General features: G+C 52.8%; 20 protein-coding genes. 9 read left to right on the forward strand and 11 right to left on the reverse strand.

Annotated features, from left to right (window positions below; all coding sequences use genetic code 11):
* Positions 1 to 12 precede the first annotated feature (12 nt).
* Complete coding sequence (locus NDA02_RS19585) at positions 13 to 621, reverse strand: hypothetical protein (protein WP_190790742.1); 609 nt, start codon at positions 619 to 621, stop codon at positions 13 to 15.
* 826 nt (positions 622 to 1,447) lie between these two features.
* On the opposite strand from NDA02_RS19585, the gene NDA02_RS19590 reads away from it, so the two are divergent.
* Positions 1,448 to 2,356: an alpha/beta hydrolase gene (locus tag NDA02_RS19590; protein WP_348255676.1), complete on the forward strand. Its 909-nt coding sequence runs from the start codon at positions 1,448 to 1,450 to the stop codon at positions 2,354 to 2,356.
* A gap of 9 nt (positions 2,357 to 2,365) precedes the next feature.
* Here NDA02_RS19590 and NDA02_RS19595 read toward each other — a convergent pair whose 3' ends face one another.
* A complete protein-coding gene (locus NDA02_RS19595) occupies positions 2,366 to 3,556 on the reverse strand; it encodes a tetratricopeptide repeat protein (RefSeq protein ID WP_348255677.1) in 1,191 nt (396 codons plus the stop codon).
* The gene (thyX, locus tag NDA02_RS19600; protein ID WP_190793239.1) at positions 3,553 to 4,278 is read right to left on the reverse strand and encodes an FAD-dependent thymidylate synthase; all 726 of its coding nucleotides are present in this window, start codon (positions 4,276 to 4,278) and stop codon (positions 3,553 to 3,555) included. The genes NDA02_RS19595 and thyX overlap by 4 nt, the downstream gene beginning before the upstream one ends.
* Positions 4,279 to 4,702: 424 nt before the next feature.
* Here thyX and NDA02_RS19605 point away from each other — a divergent pair, with 424 nt between their 5' ends.
* Positions 4,703 to 5,452 carry a 2-phosphosulfolactate phosphatase family protein gene (locus NDA02_RS19605; protein WP_190793240.1) on the forward strand — a complete coding sequence of 250 codons (750 nt, stop codon included), beginning with the start codon at positions 4,703 to 4,705 and terminating at the stop codon, positions 5,450 to 5,452.
* Positions 5,453 to 5,771: 319 nt separating this feature from the next.
* Positions 5,772 to 5,975: a hypothetical protein gene (locus NDA02_RS19610; RefSeq protein ID WP_348248791.1), complete on the forward strand. Its 204-nt coding sequence runs from the start codon at positions 5,772 to 5,774 to the stop codon at positions 5,973 to 5,975.
* 79 nt (positions 5,976 to 6,054) lie between these two features.
* Here NDA02_RS19610 and NDA02_RS19615 read toward each other — a convergent pair whose 3' ends face one another.
* Positions 6,055 to 6,636, reverse strand: a complete 582-nt coding sequence (locus NDA02_RS19615; protein WP_348255678.1) for a thioredoxin family protein — start codon at positions 6,634 to 6,636, stop codon at positions 6,055 to 6,057.
* A gap of 156 nt (positions 6,637 to 6,792) precedes the next feature.
* Between NDA02_RS19615 and NDA02_RS19620 the strand changes: the two genes are divergently transcribed.
* The gene (locus NDA02_RS19620; protein ID WP_190793243.1) at positions 6,793 to 7,197 is read left to right on the forward strand and encodes an NIL domain-containing protein; all 405 of its coding nucleotides are present in this window, start codon (positions 6,793 to 6,795) and stop codon (positions 7,195 to 7,197) included.
* A gap of 12 nt (positions 7,198 to 7,209) precedes the next feature.
* Here NDA02_RS19620 and NDA02_RS19625 read toward each other — a convergent pair whose 3' ends face one another.
* Entirely contained in the window at positions 7,210 to 7,905 is a 696-nt protein-coding gene (locus tag NDA02_RS19625) for a hypothetical protein (protein WP_348255679.1), read from the reverse strand.
* A 127-nt stretch (positions 7,906 to 8,032) separates the two neighbouring features.
* Between NDA02_RS19625 and cobU the strand changes: the two genes are divergently transcribed.
* Together cobU and NDA02_RS19635 are read left to right on the forward strand one after the other, a co-directional pair.
* Positions 8,033 to 8,608 carry a bifunctional adenosylcobinamide kinase/adenosylcobinamide-phosphate guanylyltransferase gene (gene cobU / locus NDA02_RS19630; RefSeq protein ID WP_190793245.1) on the forward strand — a complete coding sequence of 192 codons (576 nt, stop codon included), beginning with the start codon at positions 8,033 to 8,035 and terminating at the stop codon, positions 8,606 to 8,608.
* A gap of 364 nt (positions 8,609 to 8,972) precedes the next feature.
* The gene (locus tag NDA02_RS19635; RefSeq protein WP_190793246.1) at positions 8,973 to 9,401 is read left to right on the forward strand and encodes a hypothetical protein; all 429 of its coding nucleotides are present in this window, start codon (positions 8,973 to 8,975) and stop codon (positions 9,399 to 9,401) included.
* A 188-nt stretch (positions 9,402 to 9,589) separates the two neighbouring features.
* On the opposite strand, the gene ftsE is transcribed toward NDA02_RS19635, so the two are convergent.
* Together ftsE and NDA02_RS19645 are read right to left on the reverse strand one after the other, a co-directional pair.
* Positions 9,590 to 10,405: a cell division ATP-binding protein FtsE gene (ftsE, locus tag NDA02_RS19640; RefSeq protein WP_190793247.1), complete on the reverse strand. Its 816-nt coding sequence runs from the start codon at positions 10,403 to 10,405 to the stop codon at positions 9,590 to 9,592.
* 276 nt (positions 10,406 to 10,681) lie between these two features.
* Positions 10,682 to 11,173 carry a hypothetical protein gene (locus NDA02_RS19645; RefSeq protein ID WP_242067465.1) on the reverse strand — a complete coding sequence of 164 codons (492 nt, stop codon included), beginning with the start codon at positions 11,171 to 11,173 and terminating at the stop codon, positions 10,682 to 10,684.
* Between the two features lie 106 nt (positions 11,174 to 11,279).
* Between NDA02_RS19645 and NDA02_RS19650 the strand changes: the two genes are divergently transcribed.
* Positions 11,280 to 11,645 (forward strand): VOC family protein, encoded by a 366-nt coding sequence (locus NDA02_RS19650; RefSeq protein ID WP_190793248.1) that lies wholly within the window; start codon positions 11,280 to 11,282, stop codon positions 11,643 to 11,645.
* 209 nt (positions 11,646 to 11,854) lie between these two features.
* Here NDA02_RS19650 and murJ read toward each other — a convergent pair whose 3' ends face one another.
* Both murJ and recA read right to left on the reverse strand, forming a co-directional pair.
* On the reverse strand, positions 11,855 to 13,561 hold the full coding sequence (gene murJ / locus NDA02_RS19655; protein ID WP_190793249.1) for a murein biosynthesis integral membrane protein MurJ: 1,707 nt from the start codon (positions 13,559 to 13,561) through the stop codon (positions 11,855 to 11,857).
* 133 nt (positions 13,562 to 13,694) lie between these two features.
* On the reverse strand, positions 13,695 to 14,834 hold the full coding sequence (recA, locus tag NDA02_RS19660) for a recombinase RecA (protein ID WP_348248799.1): 1,140 nt from the start codon (positions 14,832 to 14,834) through the stop codon (positions 13,695 to 13,697).
* 370 nt (positions 14,835 to 15,204) lie between these two features.
* Between recA and xseA the strand changes: the two genes are divergently transcribed.
* On the forward strand, positions 15,205 to 16,512 hold the full coding sequence (gene xseA / locus NDA02_RS19665; protein ID WP_190791956.1) for an exodeoxyribonuclease VII large subunit: 1,308 nt from the start codon (positions 15,205 to 15,207) through the stop codon (positions 16,510 to 16,512).
* A 26-nt stretch (positions 16,513 to 16,538) separates the two neighbouring features.
* Entirely contained in the window at positions 16,539 to 16,790 is a 252-nt protein-coding gene (gene xseB / locus NDA02_RS19670) for an exodeoxyribonuclease VII small subunit (protein ID WP_190791963.1), read from the forward strand.
* A gap of 70 nt (positions 16,791 to 16,860) precedes the next feature.
* Here the strand turns inward: xseB and NDA02_RS19675 are convergent, their stop codons facing one another.
* Positions 16,861 to 17,931, reverse strand: a complete 1,071-nt coding sequence (locus NDA02_RS19675) for a hypothetical protein (protein WP_348255680.1) — start codon at positions 17,929 to 17,931, stop codon at positions 16,861 to 16,863.
* Between the two features lie 237 nt (positions 17,932 to 18,168).
* The gene (locus NDA02_RS19680) at positions 18,169 to 20,160 is read right to left on the reverse strand and encodes a S8 family serine peptidase (RefSeq protein WP_190791958.1); all 1,992 of its coding nucleotides are present in this window, start codon (positions 20,158 to 20,160) and stop codon (positions 18,169 to 18,171) included.
* Positions 20,161 to 20,380 lie beyond the last annotated feature (220 nt).

A 20,380-nucleotide genomic window follows, 5' to 3' on the forward strand; every position in this document is an offset into this window, starting at 1 on the left:
ATAAGCTGGGCACTAAAAGCAAAAGCAGAAGTCGTCGAGGATGAACTGCCCATCAAAGGCATGAAACGTAACACGATGAATGTCTAAATTTCGCAGGTTGAGCCAGACATTTGGGGGGCATTCAGAGTCGGAGTATGCCAGGTTTGGGGCGGGGGTTTTAGCCGAGGCAATCAGGCGATCGTCTGCATCATAGGCACTGAGCGTTGTGCGGCGAGAACTGGTGACAAAGCTGCTGACAAACTTTACCGGGCGCAAAAATCTGGCTTCGAGCCAGCCGCCTTTGGGTGCGCCCATCACTGCCATCGTGCCGGAGTAGGGCGGATAGGCAGGATTTGAAGGACAGACGGCAACCGCATTGGCAAAGACCACGCCCCACTGCTCAAACTGGCGATCGACGATCGCAAAGCGCGACAAATCTTCCCAATCGAGGCGGACACAGACCGACTGCTGCATTAGCACAGCGGCAGGACTGAGATCTAGCTCATCCAGCCGAGGCACGGTTCGCACCTCTGCTTCGGCATAGGCAGGTGAGTAAATCACTCCAGGACTTTTGTTTGCGGCAGATCTGAAAGTCGAGCCGCATTGAGGATTGTGATCAATCGATCGAAAAGCATTGCTCACGATAGGCTCCCTTATGATGGTTTCTGATGCAGTCGATTCAGCCTCTCTCTCACCACAAAGCAGACGACAACCGTAAACTAAAAGCAAATGCTGCTCTAAAGACACTGCTGGGATTAATTTCCGAACGATCGTCACACTCTGATGGTTCGATCGGCAGGTTAGGGTTTGAGCAAAACTTGGTCTCTTTTTTGCACAGGCTCTTTTTACACAGAATTTGTGAAACAAAGTGCTCTTGCAAAACAAAGCGCAGGCTTTTTGCAGAAGGACAGTGCCAGACCCAATTGCGCTCCTTGACCGTTTGGAATGCAGATGCAGAAATACCCTGCTGGCTGGGCAGAGTTGCAAAGTAGAGGTTCCAGCTTGTTGACCAGACCTTACAGTTTGCAGAGAAGTAGTGACGATTGAAGATAAAGTTTGAGTCTATTAGCGCAAAGCAATTTCCCTGGAAACTGTCGCGCCGAGGAAGACCCTAAAAGCCCTGATTCAAAAGCTGAGTGTTGTCCAAGCAGCCGTCGAAGCAGCTAGTAGACGCTAAACAGCCTGGGCTAAACAATCTGGTAGAAACCCTGAGACAATAGAGGAAGTTTTGCTGATGCCTGCGTCACTTACCCTATCAGTCTGATATCGTCGTTCTTGACTTACTCGTATTATTACGCAACTATCACTTAAAAAAGTTGCGATTTGTACGTTTTTAAGGAATTGTCAATTCCGATCGCTCATACAAGTAGTATTTTTACTGCAAATCTTAACATAATTTAATAGTTGTCTGCCCTGCTTCAAGAGTTTTATCTCTGCTTACGACTTTATTTAATTTTTTTCTCAGTCTATGCTGCAACCGCCCGGTTTTCGTCAAGACTCGATTTCAACCAGCCTGGGATCGATCGTCTACTACACTGCAGATCAAGCAACCTCGCCGGCATCGCAATCTACCAGAAAGCGATCGGCGGTTGATCTTCAGGCGATCGTCTTTCTGCATGGCTTTGGCGGTGGCTCATCGGCTTATGAATGGTCAAAGGTCTATCCCGCATTTGTGCCCGAATATCAGGTGATCGCTCCCGATCTGCTGGGCTGGGGACGATCGAACCACCTGACGCGCCCTTATCAAATCGAAGACTACCTGATCACCATTCGCGAATTTCTAGAGCAGGTTGCTCCTTCGCCTGCGATCGTGGTGGCTTCTTCGCTGACCGCTGCCTTTGTGGTGCGAGTCGCAGTGAGTTATCCCGGCTTGATTCGATCGCTGATCCTGAGTGCCCCCACCGGGCTGGCAGACTTTGGACAGCCCTATCAAAATCCGATCGCCTCAATTGTCAGTATTCCCGGAGTCGATCGGCTGCTGTATAGCACTGTGATTGCCAACCCATTCGGAATTCGGACGTTTTTAGAGCAGCGGCAGTTTGCCCAGTCAAATCGCGTCTCCCCTGAAGTGGTGGATGCCTATCTCGCTTCTGCCCTCCAGCCCAATGCCGAAGCCAGTGCTCTTTCCTTAGTGCGGGGTGATTTGTGCTTTGACCTGGCTCAATATCTTCCTGATCTCACTGTTCCGACTGCGATTCTCTGGGGGCGACAGGCACAGCTCAGCCCTCCAGCTCTGGCACAGCGATTTGCCGAACTGAACCCTCGCGCTATCAAAGCCGTCGAAGTTTTGGAAGGGGTCGGCTTAACGCCCCAACTCGAACTGCCTGCGGTGACGATCGGCGTAATCCGCCAGTTTTTAGCTGAATTATCGAGTTAAGCCCGAAAACTAAACCTGAAAGCCCATCTCGCGCAGTCCTTGCCGGAGCCGATCGGCTTCTGAGGGATTCTGCTGCTGATGCAGATCGATCGCCTGCCGAAACGCAGCCAGACTTTCATTCACGCGACCGAGCTTGAGCCACACGACGCCCAAATTCTGATATGCCTCTGCGTAGTCGGGCTTGAGGCGAATTGCCTGCTGATAGTGGTCGATCGCCTGGGTAAATTGTCCGATCGCTTTGCAGGTCATCCCCAGGTTGTGGTATCCGATCGCCAGGGTGGGATCAAGTTGAATGACGGTTTCAAAGCAGTCTTTCGCGCGCTTAAGATTTCCCTCAGCCAGCAACAGACTGCCCAAATTATTCTGTGCACCTAACTTGAGGCGATCGAGGATGGGCTGTTGCAGGGCGGCGTGGTAGTGCTGTTCTGCCAGGGGTAAATTGCCCGATTGACGATAGGCAATGCCCAGGTGATAGTGCAGCTCGTAAAGGATAGGCGGATCGCTTTTTCCGCTCTGCAGCCCCCGCTGAAGCAGCACGAGTCCCTGCTGCACGTCCCCCATCTGCACATAAAGCGCACCCAACTTGGCACACACATAGGGATCATCGGGATGATCTGCCAGAAAGACCTCCATTGTTTGTCTGGCTTTCTGAAGCTTGTCACGGCTGGCGATGGTACCGGGCTGATAGCCGTAGTGAAGGATTGCCACGTCCGGTAGATTAATGACCTGCCACTGCGGTTCCCGTTGCAGCAGTTTAGCCACGCTGTCATCCACCATTGCGTGATAGGGACGGCTGAAATAAACCTCTGGATGGCGGCGAAACAGGCGAGACACCAGTGAATAGGGCGACTGAACTGCTCCAATTTCTTGCCGAATCAGGTTTATGACGATCGCCTGGGTCTGCTGCATTGCCTGCCGAAGCGGGGGAATAATCTGCGGGTTGAGGGCTTCGTCGGCATCGAGAACAAGAACCCAATCGCCCGTGATGTATTTTAGGGATTCATTACGGGCAGCAGCAAAAGAATTATTCCAGGGAAAGTGATGTACCTCTGCGCCAAAGGATTGGGCGATCGTCACTGTTTCATCGGTTGATCCCGTATCTAGAATCACGATCTGATCGACCATGCCCTGCACACTCTCCAGGCAGCGTGGCAGATTGGCGGCTTCGTTTTTAACGATCGCGCAAAAAGAAAGCGTCATGGTGCAAGGCGTGCTTTTTTCGCCCGGTTTGATTCATACCAGTCTGCAATGCTGGGAACCCAATCCTGAAACTGCGTCCAGATCAGTTCGCAAAGCTGCTGTGCCTCTAGCTGAGCGTCGGCTTTCCAGCGCAGATCGAGCAGGTGCATCAGCGATCGAACGTTGGCAGACATCACCCAATGCTGCCGCACATCAAAAGGAATGAGTCCTCTTGCATGTTCCTCAGAAAAACCCTGCTCCATTCGCTGCTGATATCGCTTGCAGCCCTCCAGACACCAGCTCAGATCTTCCTGTCGTAGTTCCTCGGTGTAGTCGTAGCGTTTACCCTGACGATCCGTATAAGAGCCGATCGGACGCAGATAAAACACTTCTTCAACGTCTCGCTTGCCTTGCACCACATCAGTAATTCGGGCTCCAGTGTACCGAAACGATTGAACATCAAACGAAATTCCAACGCGATGCGTTCTGATTTGCTGCATCGTCGAGTGGGGGAAATAACCGCAGTTCAGCACGATCTGAGGATGTTCGAGCGGTCCGAAGTGTCCCCGATTGCCTGCTAGCAGGTTGCGAACCACCAATTCGCCCGCCTTGACTTCATCGGGAAATTGATCGCGCTCCTCCCAGACAAATGCCTCCGCATAGTCCTGGTGCATCGCAGCATAAATCACCTGCTGGGCGTTTGCCGTGCGAGAGAGAGCTTCAACGGTAAAGTAGCGATCCATAGCTTAATTTCAAAGAGCAGAAAGGGAGCGGAAACATGACAGGCTTCTTAGAATAACCGCATCTTCGAGCCTTATGATCCTGGATTTTTGAATCGTTTCAAATCTGGGATAAATGGGAGATAGAGATAGGGCTTTGTCTCGCTCTAGAATGACGGCAATGCCGAAATACAAGCGTTATCCCTGATCCATCTACTCTTCTACTTCCCATTGCTCACGTCCCGACTGATAACCTAAGCTTAACTTATCAATAAGCATAAATACTTAAATTAAATCAATGTCTAGAGCAATCGATCGCCCTATTCCCTGACCATTACCCGATAGAATGGAGGGCAATAGGCATTAATTTTTCTTACAGCTCTTTAATTGATTATTTATAGGATCTGTTCATATCTCCTGTTTACCTTTACCCTAAAATCCGCTGCCCGTGAAGTTCTCCATATACCACACGCCCGAACTGACCCCGATCGCCCAAATTCCTGATTGTGCAATTGCGGTTGATGTGCTTCGCGCAACGTCAACTATTGCAACCGCTCTCGCTGCAGGCGCAGAAGGAGTTCAGGTGTTTAGCAGCATGGAAGAGCTGATGCACGTGAGCGAACAGTGGCTTCCTGATAAGCGGCTGCGCGCAGGAGAACGAGGTGGCGCAAAAGTAGAAGGCTGTGATTTGGGAAACTCCCCGCTGGACTGTACTCCCGAACTAGTTTCCGGGAAACGCCTCTTTATCAGCACCACGAATGGAACTCGCTGCCTGGAACGGCTTCAGGATGCCGAAACGGTGTTAACGGCGGCGCTGATTAACCGGCATGCGGTGGTGAATTATCTGCTCAAGCACCGTCCCGAAACCGTGTGGATCGTTGGCTCTGGCTGGGAAGGCAGTTTCTCCCTGGAAGATACCGTTTGTGCAGGGGCGATCGTGCATCAGATCAGCCAACAGCTCGAAGGAGAACATTCCCTGCCGGAAATCGCCGGAAATGATGAAGTCTTTGGGGCGGTCGCGCTCTATAGCCAGTGGCAAAACAATCTGCTGGGACTGTTGCACCAGGCAACCCACGGCAAGCGGCTGCTGCGGCTCGACTGTCTAGACGATCTGAAATACTGCGCCCAAACCGATGTGCTGGATTCGCTGCCGATTCAAAAACAGCCTGGGGTGTTAATTCGCAACGTCGAGGGTTAGCTGGCGAAGCGCTAATCTGGCGTAAGTTGGGCACAAGCATTGAGCACAAATATTGGGCACAAACAAAGCAGGCAGCCTGAGTCGATCGCAACCCCCTCCGACCCCTGCTGCTTCACCTGCAAGAAAGGCTCCGGGATGAGTCATGTTTTAAGCTGCCGCTTAGCCAAAAATAGCGATCGGTTTTTCATCGATCATTTTCATCAGTCAAAAGAAGTACGCAGAAAGTAACAGTTCATTGCAAACACTTATGTGAGAAATCGCATTATGTTACGTTCAATAGCATTGACTTTTGCAACGCAGTTCTTGAGAGGAGAGCATTTTGGCTGTGAATTTCAAGTCGGTATCTAACCCTTCAACCCGTGAAGACTTCAGCGAATACGTTGCACATCTCCAGCTTCACATGGCATTACAGGCGCGGAATCTGGTTCCAACCCTGGGCAAAATGACGGATAGTCGTGGGCAATTGCTTCACGAAACGCAAGCCGAATTTGAGAAGTTTGTTTCGCGTCAGCCATTTAGTTAAACGACCTAATCTTATAAAATCAGCTTAAGTTCAACCTTGAAGTCAGAGTATTTGCTCTGGCTTTTTTGTATTTCTGGGGCTACTCCTTCACCTGACTTCCATGACCTCGCGGATCATCATTTTGAGCTTTAGGGGCAGTGGGAGACTCCACTTCGGAGATGCGTCCTCTCGACTGAAGATAGGGAAGCGGTGAACCTGTTGCTAAGGCTTCGAGGTTAGCTGCCATCACTGTATGCGGCTGTTCTCCGATCGTACTGGCGATCGATTCTCCCTGCGGGTCAAGAAAAACAAAGTGGGGAATGCCATCAACCCGATAAGAAAGCATTTCAGGCAGCCATTTCGTGTTGTCTACGTTGAGCATGACGAAATTCACTCGATCGCCAAACTCATCTTTAAGATCGCTCATGTCTTTTGCCATTGCCTGACAGGAGGTACACCAGTCCGCATAAAACTCAATCAGCGTCGGCTGTTCGTTTTTGAGGGCGACATCCAGCGGCGTTGCGGTTTCTGCCATTGCCGCCAGGGTTCCGGTATCGCTGCCAAAGCGCACGCCCAGAAAAATCGAGAGGCTAAGGACTATCGCAACCAGCAGGATAATCAAATTCCGAATTCGGGCTGCCGGATTAGACTGGGGAGTAGGACTAGAAGGCGTTGCAGTCATGGCAAGAAAACGTTGAACGCGAGACAGAACAAGAAAAAGCTAAGAGCAAGAGTGAACGCTCACTTTCTTTAGCGTAGCGAATTTTCGATCAGGCGTGAAAGCGGGGCTGTAGGCGATTGCCGTTCTTAGTAGGTTTCTAGCAGGAGAATTTCAAAAATGAAAAAACGAGTTACGCTCACCTTTCCGAAGCGATCGGTGCACATGCCTGTCACTTATCGATTGGCAAAGGATTTTAACGTTGCGGCAAATATTATTCGGGCACAGGTCACGCCGAATCAGATTGGGACGCTGGTTGTAGAGTTATCCGGTGATATCGACCAGTTGGATGCAGCGATCGACTGGATGCGGGCACAGGATATCGGCATTTCCCTTGCCAGCCGCGAAATTTTGATCGATGAAGATTTGTGCGTTCACTGCGGCTTATGCACGGGTGTTTGTCCTACAGAGGCACTGAGCCTCGATCGCCAGAGTTTTAAGCTAACGTTTACGCGATCGAAATGCGTCGTGTGCGAACAGTGCATTCCGACCTGTCCGGTACAGGCAATTTCAACGAATTTATAGCAATCTAGTTTGTTAGTCTTCCTGCATTTGTCCGTGCAGCAGTGTCAAATCCTTCACAAGTTTCATCAGGCGATTTTCGAGCGATTGCTTTTTGCCCAGCAGCGTTCGCAGTTTTTGATAGCGAGCGATCGCCAAACTCACGTAGGCAACTTGCTGCGGTGGACAGGGGCGCGACCAGAGCTGACCGTCGGCATCAAGTCCACACAGGCGGTAGCCGCTGCGAGGCTGATTGTCGGTAAAGGGTGGCTGGGGCATGCTGCAAATCGCATCTACATATTCTTTAAGATGTTCGATTTCGGCATGACGCAGCGTAGTTGCGCCAATGGGCTGCATCGTCTGATAAGCTTCAGGGGGCTGTGCTTCGAGCCAGCCATCCACGATCGGACCTTCAGCATAAAGGGCATGAATCTGCTGCGAAACCTGCTCTAATTCGCTCTGCCACTGCTGCACGATCGCCTCAATTTCCTGCAATAAGCCGAGCGATAAATGCGGATTTGTCGCATGACGCTGGGAGCTAACTTGAGGCAACTTTGATTTCGGCAGCGGCGTAGAGGGACTGTTTTCTCGAATCGGAAAAGGCTGCACAGACCGGGCAGCAGGGAACGTCGCTGGAGGGCGGGAAAGCTCAGTATCGGCTGGCAGATTTGCCGAATCCAGATGATTCAGCGTTGCCTCAATCCGCTTCAGTTCGTGCTTGTCAGGTTTCATACTGCCAGCCTCAGCAGGATCAGAGAATGTGGAGAGAATAACAAAACGACCTGCACGACCCCGATTTATCGCTTATTGTAGCTAGCTTATTTTAGCGATTTTTGCGATTACCCCACTATAGAAACCTATGCCCTCCTCTGCCAACTCCTCCAGACAGATAGTTTTAGTGACGGGTCCAGCCCGATCGGGCAAGAGCGAATGGGCAGAAGCCCTGGCAGCACGTTCGGGGCGATCGGTGATTTACCTTGCAACGGCTCAGCTCAATCCCGAAGATGCTGAATGGCAGGCGCGAATTGAGCGTCATCAGCAACGCCGTCCTCCTGCCTGGAAAACCCTGTCCGTGCCGATCGGCCTGGCAGCGGCGATCGAAAGCGCAAATCAAGAATGCCTGCTGATCGATTCCCTTGGAACCTGGCTTGCCAACCTGCTGGAGCAAAACGAAGACACCTGGCAGCAAACGATCGCCCAGGTGTTAAACGCACTGCACCACACCCAAACTCACATTATTTTTGTAGCGGAGGAAACGGGCTGGGGCATTGTGCCTGCTTATCCGATCGGGCGACTGTTTCGCGATCGACTGGGCGATCTCACTCGAAGAATTGGCACGATCGCAGACACTGTTTATCTAGCAACAGGCGGCTATGTGCTGAACCTGAGCGAGCTGGGGCAGTCGATCGATCGAGAACTGAATGCTGAGCGGTAATGGTAGCTCAATAGAACGTCTCCTGTTGAAATCGCCTCTAACCGCAAATGACCAATACTTCCTCTGGCAAAGCTTAATCTTTCCTGCGGATTACAGCGCACTTAAACGATCGTAGAATCACTAAGATCAAAGATAATTATCTGCTAATCAAGCAACGTGAGTTGTCATCCCCAAAATGCAATTTAGTGCAATTGGATTTAGTGCGGTCGGTCAAGGCGAATCGCAATGAGAAATCAAACCAAGGTGGGAGCAATTCGGCGTCGGCGTGATAGAGGAGGGCAACGATTCGGGCAACGGCTCAGCCCATGATGACTTGCAACTGATTGCATTTCCCTGCTAAGAGTTTCCTTCACCGCATTTTCCTATGGCATCACTTGAACAGGTCAAACAATATCTTGCCTACTGGTTTCAGCTTGGCAAGCCGCTGATTGTGAACGGCAAAACGAGTGACGGACGCTCGAAGGTTCTGCCCCAAGCGGTGATCCAGGGTGATCGATACAGTCCTGAGTTTGAGGCTTGCTGGCAGCACATCACAAGCGGAGCCTGGAAATCGAGCTATCTGGAAGGAACCATTCAAACGATCGAAGAACTGCTGTCGTCGCAGTGGGATATTTCGAGTTGTGCCCGATGCGCGATGCCTGTGCCGATGCTGGGTTTAGGGGTTCAGACGAGCGGCGAGTGTCCCTGTTCTGATCTTCCCGGCTGGCCCAATACCGAATTGCCCCAACCGCGTGATCCGATTAACTCGCGCCGCCAGCTAACCAATATTCGCGATCGGCTGTCCCAGATTTAGGGGTTTGAACCTTTTTCCAGACCTATTGGGCATTGCTGAATTCGGGATATGAAGGGTGCAAATTTAGCTTCTGTATCGCCCCCTAAATCCCCCAATGCTGGGGGACTTTGAATTCTGGTTCCCCCCAAAGTTGGGGGCTAGAGGGGGTCATACTCCGATTCAGCAACACCACCTATTGTTTTCCAGACCTATCGTTCTCGAAATAATCGCCCGTTGCGAATTTGCACGACCGGATGATGCGATGCCCGTACGAGCTGCTCATCGTGAGTTGTGATGATTACAGTGATGCCCACCGCATTCAGCTTTTGCAGAATTTTGACCACCTGCCAGGAGTTGTCTGGGTCGAGGTTTCCGGTGGGCTCATCGGCTAAGAGAATGGGGGGCGTACTGACGATCGCACGGGCAATGCTGACGCGCTGCTGTTCGCCGCCGGAAAGCTGATCGGGAAAACAGTTTGCTTTATCCTGCAAGCCCACCATGCGAAGGGTTGGCAAAAGCCGTCGATGAATTTCTTTGCGCGTAAAGCCCTGCGCCCACAGCACAAAAGCAACATTCTCAGAAACCGTGCGACGCGGAATAAGCTTGTAGTCTTGAAATACTACGCCGACCTGCCGCCGTAGCTTAGAAAGTTCGTTGCCACGAAGCTGGGCGATCGACTGATCGTTGACAATGACTTCGCCCTGGGTTGGACGTTCTTCGCCGTAGAGCAGCTTTAGCAGCGTTGATTTTCCTGAACCGGATGGACCCGTGACAAACAGAAAATCGCCCCTTCGCACTTGCAAATGCACGTCGAGCAGCGCAGCACAGCCATTGCTGTAGATTTTGCTAACCTGGTGCAGTTCGACGATCGGTTCTGCGGACTGAGGCGATTGATCAGAGCCAGATAAATCAGGATGAGCCTGAGCAAACCGGGGGGGAACGGTTTGAGCCTTCTCGGATGCGGCAGATCCAAAATTCTGCTGAGCAGTTTGCGGCGAATGGGGTTGGGTAGTCCCTGAGGGCATAGCGTCGTCACTGGGAAAGGGGCAATTGGGGAAGTTTAGGCAGCCTGAAAACTGCCACTGCACACCCACAAACCGAAGGAAATTGTAATCGGTCTGATGGAATTCGTCACGCAATCGATCGAGGCAACCAATAAAGCTTAATAAAAATCTCAAAGCTCCCAGCCTGGGAGAATGAGAGGGCAAGTGGGGAACTAAAGCGGAAAATCGGCAGTTCCGATCGCTTCGCAGTTCCTCAAAGCGGGAGCCATTTGCCCCTCTCAAACACTGCCTTAGACCCTAGCGGCGAACTTTCCCTGCAAATCCGGCAGCTTTGAACTGTTCAAGCTGAAGCGGGGTCGGTTGGTTTGCCGGAATCGAGATGCGAAGCTCAAAATCGCTCACTCCGGGCGGCACTTCTTCGATCGACCCCAACCGAGTCCGATTTTCCATTACCGAATTGCCGTTGGCATCGTAGATCCGTCCAAAAATATCAGCGTTGAGTACGGGCTTGCCCGATGAGTTGTTAGCTTTGCCCGTGACGATAAAGCACTTTGCCCGCATACTCGTGCCGCCAGAGGTAATAGCCCCTTCGGACAGTTCCGCCGGACATTCGTGATAAGTAACATCGCTCAGCGAAATTTGAGTGACTGCGGCTGCGATCGGGGCGAAGGAGGCAGAGCCAAACCATAAGCCGCAAGCTAGGGTGACAGTTACGAGCGCTGCAAAGGAAAGATGCAAAAACTGTTGAAAAAAGTGGGTTCGATAATTTGCAGGGTGAGGAGTGTTCATAGATCTTGTATCAGCCGCCAAATGGAAGGAATCCAACCCCAGATTATCGCGAAATGCCTGACCTACAATAGAGCTAGAGGAGCCTATTTGAAGGAAGGTGAGGCGTATGCAGCTCAAGCGAATTGGTCACGTTGCCATTTGTGTTCAAGATATCGATCGCGCCGCGCAGTTTTACCAGGCTTTAGGAATGAACCTGGTTTGGAAAGATGCAGACTGGGCATATCTCAAAGCGGGGGAAGACGGGCTGGCATTGCTGAGTCCGAGCTATAAGCACGCGGGTGCGCACTTTGGCTTTATTTTCCACGATCGGGCTGAAGTTCAATCGGCTTACGAGAAGCTGAAGGCAGAAGGCGTCCATCTCACGGAAATTCACGACCATCGGGACGGCACTGCTTCCTTTTACGGACGCGACCCGGAGGGAAACTGGTTTGAGTATCTGTATGAACCCGTTGCGGTGGCAAGTGCAGTGTAGCTGAGGAGAACGGCGTTGCTGAATTGAAGAATGCGGGGCTAGGTTTGACCTTGCTGGGCAGCCTCCTTATTCCCCATTAGCCCGGGACTTTGAGCGTTGGAAGTTTCTCAGGAAGGGGCACAGTTATCCGGTGATGTTGTTGTTCCCTGATGAGGCTGTTTCATAATTCTGCTATCGGGTGATTCTACAACACTCGGCAAGCCCGCCGTTTAAGTTCTCGTTCTGCTGCGTCTCAGGAGGCGATCGACCAACTGATTCACTTCTGGCAAGCGCATCTGGACGGCAAACAGTCCAAACACAACCAATCCGGCAAGTCCGGCAAGGCAGACCTGGAGCAGCAGCACCCCAAAGCTATCTGTTCCCAGCACCTGCTCTAAGCCGTAGCGTGTGCCCCAGGCGGCAAATCCGGCAATCACGCTGCCGATCGCGAGTCCGACAAAGGGCTGACTCCACTGGGCGATTGGCAATCCATTCAGACGGCGATTTAGCACAACTATCATTGCCACCGTAGAAATTAGATTCACGCCCACCGTTGCCAGGATGATGCCAGGTGCGCCAAACGGTTTCACCAGCAGAAAGTCCAAAACTGCATTAATGACAATATTCACGATGCTAATGCGAAACGGCGTGTCGGCATCTTCCAGCGCATAAAACACCCGCACCAGCACATCGCGCCCCAGATACACAAACATCCCCACGGCGTAGGCAATCAGCACGGTGGCAGTCAGCCGAGCATCTTCTTCTTTGAAGGCAAATCGCTCATAAATGACGCGACAGATGGGGACGGCGAGGGCGATCGTCAGCGCGCTCAGGGGCAGCATTGTAATCGCGGTCATCAGAAGTCCCTGGCGAATTCGGTCCTTCAGTTCGTCCCAGTGTTCAGGAGCCGCCAGCCGTGAAAATACAGGCAGCAGCGGAACCAGAATTACGTTTGACAACACGCCGATCGGGGTTTGAATCAGCAAGCCTGCATAGCCCATTGCTGACACTGCCGCCGCCGCATTCGGGATAAACGAGGCGAAAAATAGATCCGTCCAGACGTTGATTTGCAGCATTCCCGACGAAAAAGTTGCCGGACCCATGATGCGAATTACTTCCTGCACTTCGGGACGCTGAAACTCAAACCGTAGCCGAAATCCGCCCAAGCCCGATCGCCACTGCGCCGGAAGCTGAATCAGCCACTGCAAAACAGCTCCTGCCAGCGTAGACCAAGCCAGCACTGCCCCGCCGATCGCCGCGTATTCGGGCTGGGTCATGCGCTCGCCGAGTGTTAAAGCTAATCCGATTAATCCAATTAGCACGGTGACGCTGGAAAACAGAGGACTCACCGAGGGCAGCCAGTATTGATCGGCAGCATTTAGCACACCGAAGCCAATCCCGATCAGCCCGGCAAGAACCGCCATCGGAGCCATAATGCGAAACTGCTCGATCGCGATCGCCCTGGTTTGCTCCAGAGTGGCGTAGGTTGCCACAGAAATGCCCTGTGCCTGTGCTTCTGCCGCTGAAATGTAGAGTCCGGGTGCGACCAGGCGCATCATCGGTTCGGCAAACACAATTAAGGCGATCGTCACGATCAGCAGCACTCCGACCACCAGCGTGGTAATGGTTTCGATGATCGGCGCGACTTCTTCCTGCTTGCGCTTTGCCAAAACGCTGACCATCGCGCTGTGAAACGGACCATTGATACCGCCCAGCAAAATCAGCAAAAACCCCGGAATCACGTAGGCAAAGTTGTATGCGCCGTAGGCTGGACCGACCCCAAAGGCTGCGGCAATTCCCTGCTGGCGAACCAGTCCAAAGATTTTGCTGAGCAGCGTTGCCACTGCCACAATTCCGGCAATGGTCATCAGCGATCGGGTTTTCTTTGGGTCAGCCGTTTTCTTTGCGTCGGGCACGGTGTCGATCGGCAAAAACATCGATCTCACTTAAGCACAAATTCAGCCCTGATTCTCGAATCAGCCCGACAAAAAACAAGGGGCAAAAAGCCCCCTGTCTAAACTGCTCAGTTTTGCTTAAATCGCTCGTGAGGCTGACAAGCTGCGAAAAGCCTTACTCCTCATCGAGCAGCTCATCGCCGTCGTCATCACTTTCGTCCGGTAAACCCACCGAGTTCGCGGAAACCACTGCGCCCTTATCCAGCTTTTCGCGCACCAGCTTTTCGACTTCCTGAGCAAATTCCGGCTTTTCTTCCAGGTATTTGATCGCGTTGTCGCGTCCCTGGCTAATGTTTTCGCCGTTGTAGCTGTACCATGCGCCGCGCCGCACCAAAACGCTGGTTTCCTCTGCCATATCAACCAGACAGCCCATCGTCGAGATGCCCTTACCAAAGATGATGTCAAACTCAGCGATGCGGAAGGGAGGTGCAACTTTGTTTTTAGCGACTTTGACTTTGGCGCGAATGCCAAACTCCTCAGTGCCCTTCTTCAGGGTTTGCACCCGGCGAATGTCGAGGCGAACCGAAGCATAAAACTTGAGCGCGTTACCGCCCGTGGTTGTTTCCGGGTTGCCGTAGGAAATGCCAATTTTTTGGCGGAGCTGGTTGAGGAAGACGACGCTACAGCCTGTTTTACCGATGTTGCCCGTAATCTTCCGCAGTGCCTGGCTCATCAGACGGGCCTGCAAGCCGACGTGAGCATCGCCCATTTCGCCTTCAATTTCTGCGCGAGGAACCAGGGCTGCGACCGAGTCCACCACGACGACATCAACGGCATTCGATCGCACCAACTGATCGACAATTTCCAGCGCGGCTTCACCCGTATCGGGCTGAGATACCAGCAGGTTTTCGATATCGACGCCTAACGCTGCGGAATAGGCAGGGTCAAGGGCATGTTCTGCATCCACGTATGCCGCCACACCGCCCCGCTTTTGAACTTCGGCGACCGCATGAAGGGCAAGCGTTGTTTTACCTGAACTCTCTGGACCGTAAACCTCAATAATTCTGCCTTTAGGAAACCCGCCGCCCAGTGCCAGATCGAGGGTGAGTGCGCCGCTTGGAATGGTTTCAATTTTCATCCGGGTTGCGTCGCCCAGCCGCATAATCGTGCCTTTGCCAAAGGTGCGATCGATCTGAGTGAGTACCAGATTCAGGGCTTTTTCCCGTCCTGGGTCGCGTCCATTAGTTTCCCGACTGGTTGTGTCGCGTCCGTTCGTCTCGCGTCCGTTTGTGTCGTTACTCGTCGCTTTAGCCATTCGCACCTCAAAACAAGAGTGTATGTAATTCAGTGGTGTAATTCAGGAATGCAATCAATGAAATGCAATCAACGAATGGAATTCCTGACTGGGCTTCAGAGGTTCTGCATCCCAGAGAACTGTCTGATTCAACCGACTTTCGTTACCTTAGAAAGAAGTCCTGCTACTCCTACTTATATTTTAGTCCTTTTTTCTTCGACCATACAAACGTACTAAATAAAATAAGATTTAACCAGAGGTCCAACGCTTGATTCCTCCGCTAAGGTTAGATTTAGTTCTTTTCCTGATGCGATACTGCCCTTTTGCCTTTCCTGCTTCCCTTCTGATGATTGTTGATTAACCTGACTGATTGCCCTGAGTTCGATCGCCCATGACCTCTAATCTGCCCAACCTGCTGATTCCAGATACAGCTCTGTCGGTGACAGGGTTGACGGACTATATTCAGGCATTGTTGGAGCAAGATCATCAGCTTCGGCAAGTGTGGGTTACGGGCGAGGTATCGAGTGCTTCCCGCTATCGAAGTGGCTTGTTTTTCACACTGCAAGACCCGGACGCGCAGGCAGCGATCAACTGTGTGGTGTGGAGCAGTCAGCTCAATCGACTGGCAACCGTGCCCGTTCCGGGCGATCAGCTTATTTTGCTGGGGCGAGTTCATGTGCATCCTCAGCGCGGGACTTATCAACTCATTATCTGGCAAGCACTTCCGGCGGGCGAGGGTTTGCGGGCACTGCGCTATCGTCAGCTTCGCAATCGGCTGGAGTCTGAGGGGCTGTTCGACCCCGATCGCAAACGTCCTTTACCGCTTTATCCGCAGACGATCGCTGTCGTCACTTCCCCGCAAGCTGCTGCCTGGGGGGACATTCAGCGCACGCTAAAGCGCCGTTATCCGGGAATGCACGTTTTGTTTTCTCCGGCACTGGTGCAGGGCGATCAGGCTCCTGAGGCGATCGTGCGGGCAATTGAGCGCGTTGAGGCAGACGGACGGGCAGAAGTGCTGATCCTATCGCGGGGCGGCGGCGCAACCGAGGACATGGCTTGCTTTAACGATGAGCGGGTTGTGCGGGCAGTGGCAATGTGTCGCATTCCGGTTGTGGCTGGAATTGGGCATCAGCGGGATGAGTCGCTGGCGGATCTGGTTGCCGATATTTATGCCCATACACCCACCGCTGCCGCGGAGCAGGCAGTTCCCTTATTAGCCGATCTGTTTGCCGAACATCAGCAGCGCGTTCTTGCGCTTAGTCAGGCGGTGGGTACTTCTGTGGATGGGGCAGTGGAGCAGCTCGATCGACTCAAGGGGCGGCTGCGGCGGCTTCATCTCGATCGCCTGATTCGCGAACAGGTGCAGTTCAATGGCTGGCGGCAACAGCGGCTCACGCAGAGCATGAATCAGCAGCTTCAGGCTGCCCAGCAACACTGCGAACTTCTGCATCAAAAACTGAGTGCCCTCGACCCCAGTGCCGTTTTGAAGCGCGGCTATGCCATGATTCGGCAGGAGAACGGAGAAGATGTGCGATCGGCTCAGCAGCTTCAGCCCGGACAGCCGCTCACCCTTCAGCTTGCCCAGGGACAGGTAAAAGCGATCGTGACCGAAGTAATGCCTGCCCCCACAGATTTAACCCATCCAAATTCAACGGCTCCAGACTTAAACCCCCATCTCAGCCCTAAATCCCAGCAATGAACGAACCAGACTTTTTGCCCGCTTCGATGCCTGCTCAGCGTACCCGTCCCGGTGGCGACTCGCTCTTTCCACCCGACTGGAGCTATGAGCAAACCGTTTCTCAGATCGAAGGCATTATCGATCGCATCGAGCAGGGTGAGCTGGAGCTTGCCGAAGTTTTCGATCAGTTTGCGACGGCAGTCGAGCAACTGCGCCAGTGCGAAACGTTTCTTAATCGGCAGCAGCAGCAGGTAGATTTGCTGATCGAGACATTGCTGGATGAGGCAGAGCCTTTTTAATCCAATCTCACGTTTTAACTCAGCCTCAGACTTTTAATCCAAGCTCATAATCCAATCTCATACAGACGTCTTATACAAAACGGCTTGCACTTAATCGATCGACTTGTGTATTTGCCACGACTGCCAGCACGTCTGCACCAGCGCGGAGAACGGCATCGGCTCCCTGCTGCTGAATGCCCAAGCTGCGGAATTCCAGATTGCTCGGCAGTTGAATTTGATCCTGTCCGGGCTGGAAATCCTGAATTACCGTAACCCCATTGCCGCGCTGAAGACTGAAGATATCGCGGTTGGCGCCACCGACCAGGACATTATTACCGCCATCGCCTGAGAGCCGATCGCTTCCAAGTCCACCAGAAAGCTGATCATCGCCCCTGCCCCCCAGCAGGGTATCTGCCCCGCCCCTGCCCTGCATCACGTCATTCCCGCGATCGCCTACCAAAATTTCACTGCGATTTGCGCCGATAAGCACGTCGTTGGCTGCACTACCTGCGATCGGGATCTGGCGACGGTTGGTTCTGCCTGTACTGCCGCCGTTTCCACCCAAAGCGCCAGGGGCAAAAAGCTGATTAATATTGCCGCGAAAGTTGCTTAGATCGATCAAGCCAGAGAGGTCAATCCCGGTTCCGCTGCCGAAATTGCCGCCAAAACTGCCGCTCCCGAAACTGCCACCAAAACTGCCGCCGCCTCGATTGGAAGTGCCGCCTAAGTTAGAGCTGCCAAAGCTTGAATTTCTAAAGGTATTGCCTGCGCTATTGCCCGTTGAATTCCCGAAACCCGCATTCCCTGAACGTCCGATCGAATTGCCTAGCCCAGCGTTCGCTAAGCTGCCCGTCGAGAAGAAGTTCGTCTGCGGCTGCGCGGTAGAACCCGACCTGTTATTCGTCAGGTTATTGGTCAAATTATTCGTTAGGGTATCACCAGAAGCACTGTTGCCGCTCGTTCCCGTCGTGTTAACCCGGTTTGAGTTAACCACCGTTTCACCCGTTGTGTTATTGAAGTTGGAACTGTTAGAAAGTGGGTCGTTAAACGTGCTGATACTGCTGGAATCAAACTGAGTTGAGCCAGAGGTCAGTCTGCCCGTCGTGTTGTTAGAGAAGCTGCTAAACCCCGTTGAAGAACCCGAAGAAAATGATGTAACCATCGCGTTAACAGGTTGCCCACCTGGACGACTAAGCAAATTGACTACTGAGCCAATGACTGAGCAAATTGCGAATGCAAAGCCTCGTCCTGGGTTAAGCCAACTCGCTCATTCAAGACTACCGTTATGGTAGCGATCGCCCCTCTTTCCTGCGCTCCATCTTCAGAAGCAACTGCCCATCCTCTAGCGAAGGATTGTTTGCTGCTGGTCGGTTTGCCGCTGGTTTATTTGCAGAGTTTCCTAAACGCTAATCTCGATCGCAAAACTGCGGAGCATTCCCGTATCTCGTGCGGCTTTGTCAGTGACTTCGAGTGTCCAGGTTCCCTGCGGAGCCAGGTTGAGCAGCGGTTCCAGCGCAGGAACATTTGCCGGATCGAAGGTTCTTTGCAGATTATCGGTATCGTCCTCAGCGCGATCATGCAGAATGATGGGCTGCTGACTGAGCGATTCCGGTGGATACAGTATCACGACCAGATCGCCAATGTAAGAATGCTCAAGGTCGATCGTCACTTGGATCGATTGCATTGGCTCAATGCTGCCCACGGCGAGCAGTAATCGGGCAGTTTCAAAGTCGCGAATGGGGACATCCTGCACAACCCGATAAAGTTGCTTTAGGGTATCGCTGCTCGGCAGGGCGAGTTCAACCGCTTTTCGGGCATTCACCCGACCATAGCCATAAAACGGGCTGCGTCCGGTGGCATCGTACTGTCCACCTTCCGGATCGATCGGGTCGCAGGACTGCCGCAAAATGTCGCGCACCTGATCCCACCTCAAATCAGGATTTCTTGCCAAAATCAGCGCCACCACCCCAGCCACACCCGGAGTCGAACTCGACGTGCCGCCAAAGGCATTCGTATAGTTACCCACGCGATCGCCGCGCACAGCGTCACCCGGATTGTAGCCTACTGCTCCAGAACGATCGGTCGTCCAGATGCCGGGTGTGAGCGAAGGTTGACCGTCATTGCTGGGAAAGGCACACCAGACTGCTTTGCCATAGTCGCTGTACAGGCTTCGCACGCCAACATCGTTAGAGGCAGCCACGGCGATCACTTTTGAATAGCTGGCGTAGCCGTCGTTATCAACGCTTTCGTTTCCGTTTCCGGCAGCAAACAGCACCACACAGCCTTTGCCATTGCGTCCTTGCGTTACGGCATAGTCGATCGCCAGTCGGGTCGAATCTGCGAGGGGAACCACCTGCTGATGCAGCGGATCGTTTGGATCCCACCATGCGCCGTCGGGCGGACCCCAGCTACAGGAAATCACATCTGCGCCATTTTGCGCTGCCCAAACAAAGGCATCGGCTTCTGCCTGCGATTGAAGTCCCGATGCCAGCCGAATCGGAATCAGCTTTGCTTGTGGAGCCACACCCGACGCGCCAAAATTGCCGTTTGCACAGGCAACGCCCGCACAGGCAGTTCCGTGGTCTTCGCCCTGTCCGGGACGCGGATCGTCGGTCTGGCGAGTGACATCTCTGGGCGCGATGATTTTACCAGACGATCGAAATTCTTCATGGTCGATATCGACCCCATCGTCAATCACTGCAATGATCGTGCCTGCGCCCCGGCTCAGTTCCCAGGCAGATTCGACATTCGCACTGGCATTAATTTCGCGTCCGTCGATCGTTGTCGTTGCCAAATGCCACTGGTATGGAAAGACCTGCCTTGTCCGCGTGTCGCTGATCAGTTCTGGGTGACAAAGTTCGACGATCGATTCTTGCAGCAGCCGTTCTGCCAGATCAAAAATTGCCAAGCCTGTTCCCTGAGCCGCTGCCACAAAATAGGCATTGTGGGCGTAGATCAGCGGTCGTTTTATGCTTAACCCATAGCGAACCAGCAACGCTTCGCACGCCTCCGGCGACTGGTCTTTAAAAAACTTAATAAATAAATTCTCGCTGTAGAGTACGGGCTGCATTGACGCAGGATTGATCAGCACGCGTCCGGCAAATTCCAGTTCGGGTTCAGTGCTCAGCATTTCGCGGGCAGCATCGCACAAAGACGTATCCGACTGCGGAGCCTTGGTTTTCAGCACTTCGACCCCGGCCTGGCGAAAGCGCATCGTCAGCTCAAAGTTTTGGCTCAACATCTGGTATGCCTGCTGCGAGAGCGGGGCAACCTCAAACGATCGCCGACTCATCATGGCTGCCCGGTTGATTGTGCGAACGGCTAAATGCTCCTGGCTGATAACGAACTCGTAGCGCTGCCCGTTTTTGCCCCCATACTGAACCCAAACCATTGCAATCTTCCCTTCTTGTGGATGACCAAATGCGTATTACTTCCTTCGAGTTATAGTCCTGACTGACAATGGATTGGGTCAGCCTTGCTGAAATTTAACATCGCCATGCGATTGTCTCGTGCGATCAATCTATCGCTCAACCGATCGGGACAGAGTGCAGGGAGTAACCCCCTCAATTCCCTGCTCTGCCAAACCCAGCCATAAAGATAACCTTACCGAA

Source organism: Leptolyngbya sp. ST-U4, from assembly GCF_039962215.1.
Classification (GTDB): domain Bacteria; phylum Cyanobacteriota; class Cyanobacteriia; order Elainellales; family Elainellaceae; genus Leptolyngbya_A.

Coding starts and splice junctions, on each gene's coding strand:
- xseA (WP_190791956.1), top strand. CDS start 15,205: ATGACCTCTAATCTGCCCAACCTGCTGATTCCAGATACAGCTCTGTCG.
- cobU (WP_190793245.1), top strand. CDS start 8,033: ATGCCCTCCTCTGCCAACTCCTCCAGACAGATAGTTTTAGTGACGGGT.
- xseB (WP_190791963.1), top strand. CDS start 16,539: ATGCCTGCTCAGCGTACCCGTCCCGGTGGCGACTCGCTCTTTCCACCC.
- NDA02_RS19635 (WP_190793246.1), top strand. CDS start 8,973: ATGGCATCACTTGAACAGGTCAAACAATATCTTGCCTACTGGTTTCAG.
- NDA02_RS19650 (WP_190793248.1), top strand. CDS start 11,280: ATGCAGCTCAAGCGAATTGGTCACGTTGCCATTTGTGTTCAAGATATC.
- NDA02_RS19625 (WP_348255679.1), bottom strand. CDS start 7,905: ATGAAACCTGACAAGCACGAACTGAAGCGGATTGAGGCAACGCTGAAT.
- NDA02_RS19590 (WP_348255676.1), top strand. CDS start 1,448: ATGCTGCAACCGCCCGGTTTTCGTCAAGACTCGATTTCAACCAGCCTG.
- thyX (WP_190793239.1), bottom strand. CDS start 4,278: ATGGATCGCTACTTTACCGTTGAAGCTCTCTCTCGCACGGCAAACGCC.
- murJ (WP_190793249.1), bottom strand. CDS start 13,561: ATGTTTTTGCCGATCGACACCGTGCCCGACGCAAAGAAAACGGCTGAC.
- NDA02_RS19675 (WP_348255680.1), bottom strand. CDS start 17,931: ATGGTTACATCATTTTCTTCGGGTTCTTCAACGGGGTTTAGCAGCTTC.
- NDA02_RS19680 (WP_190791958.1), bottom strand. CDS start 20,160: ATGGTTTGGGTTCAGTATGGGGGCAAAAACGGGCAGCGCTACGAGTTC.
- NDA02_RS19620 (WP_190793243.1), top strand. CDS start 6,793: ATGAAAAAACGAGTTACGCTCACCTTTCCGAAGCGATCGGTGCACATG.
- NDA02_RS19615 (WP_348255678.1), bottom strand. CDS start 6,636: ATGACTGCAACGCCTTCTAGTCCTACTCCCCAGTCTAATCCGGCAGCC.
- NDA02_RS19595 (WP_348255677.1), bottom strand. CDS start 3,556: ATGACGCTTTCTTTTTGCGCGATCGTTAAAAACGAAGCCGCCAATCTG.
- ftsE (WP_190793247.1), bottom strand. CDS start 10,405: ATGCCCTCAGGGACTACCCAACCCCATTCGCCGCAAACTGCTCAGCAG.
- NDA02_RS19645 (WP_242067465.1), bottom strand. CDS start 11,173: ATGAACACTCCTCACCCTGCAAATTATCGAACCCACTTTTTTCAACAG.
- recA (WP_348248799.1), bottom strand. CDS start 14,834: ATGGCTAAAGCGACGAGTAACGACACAAACGGACGCGAGACGAACGGA.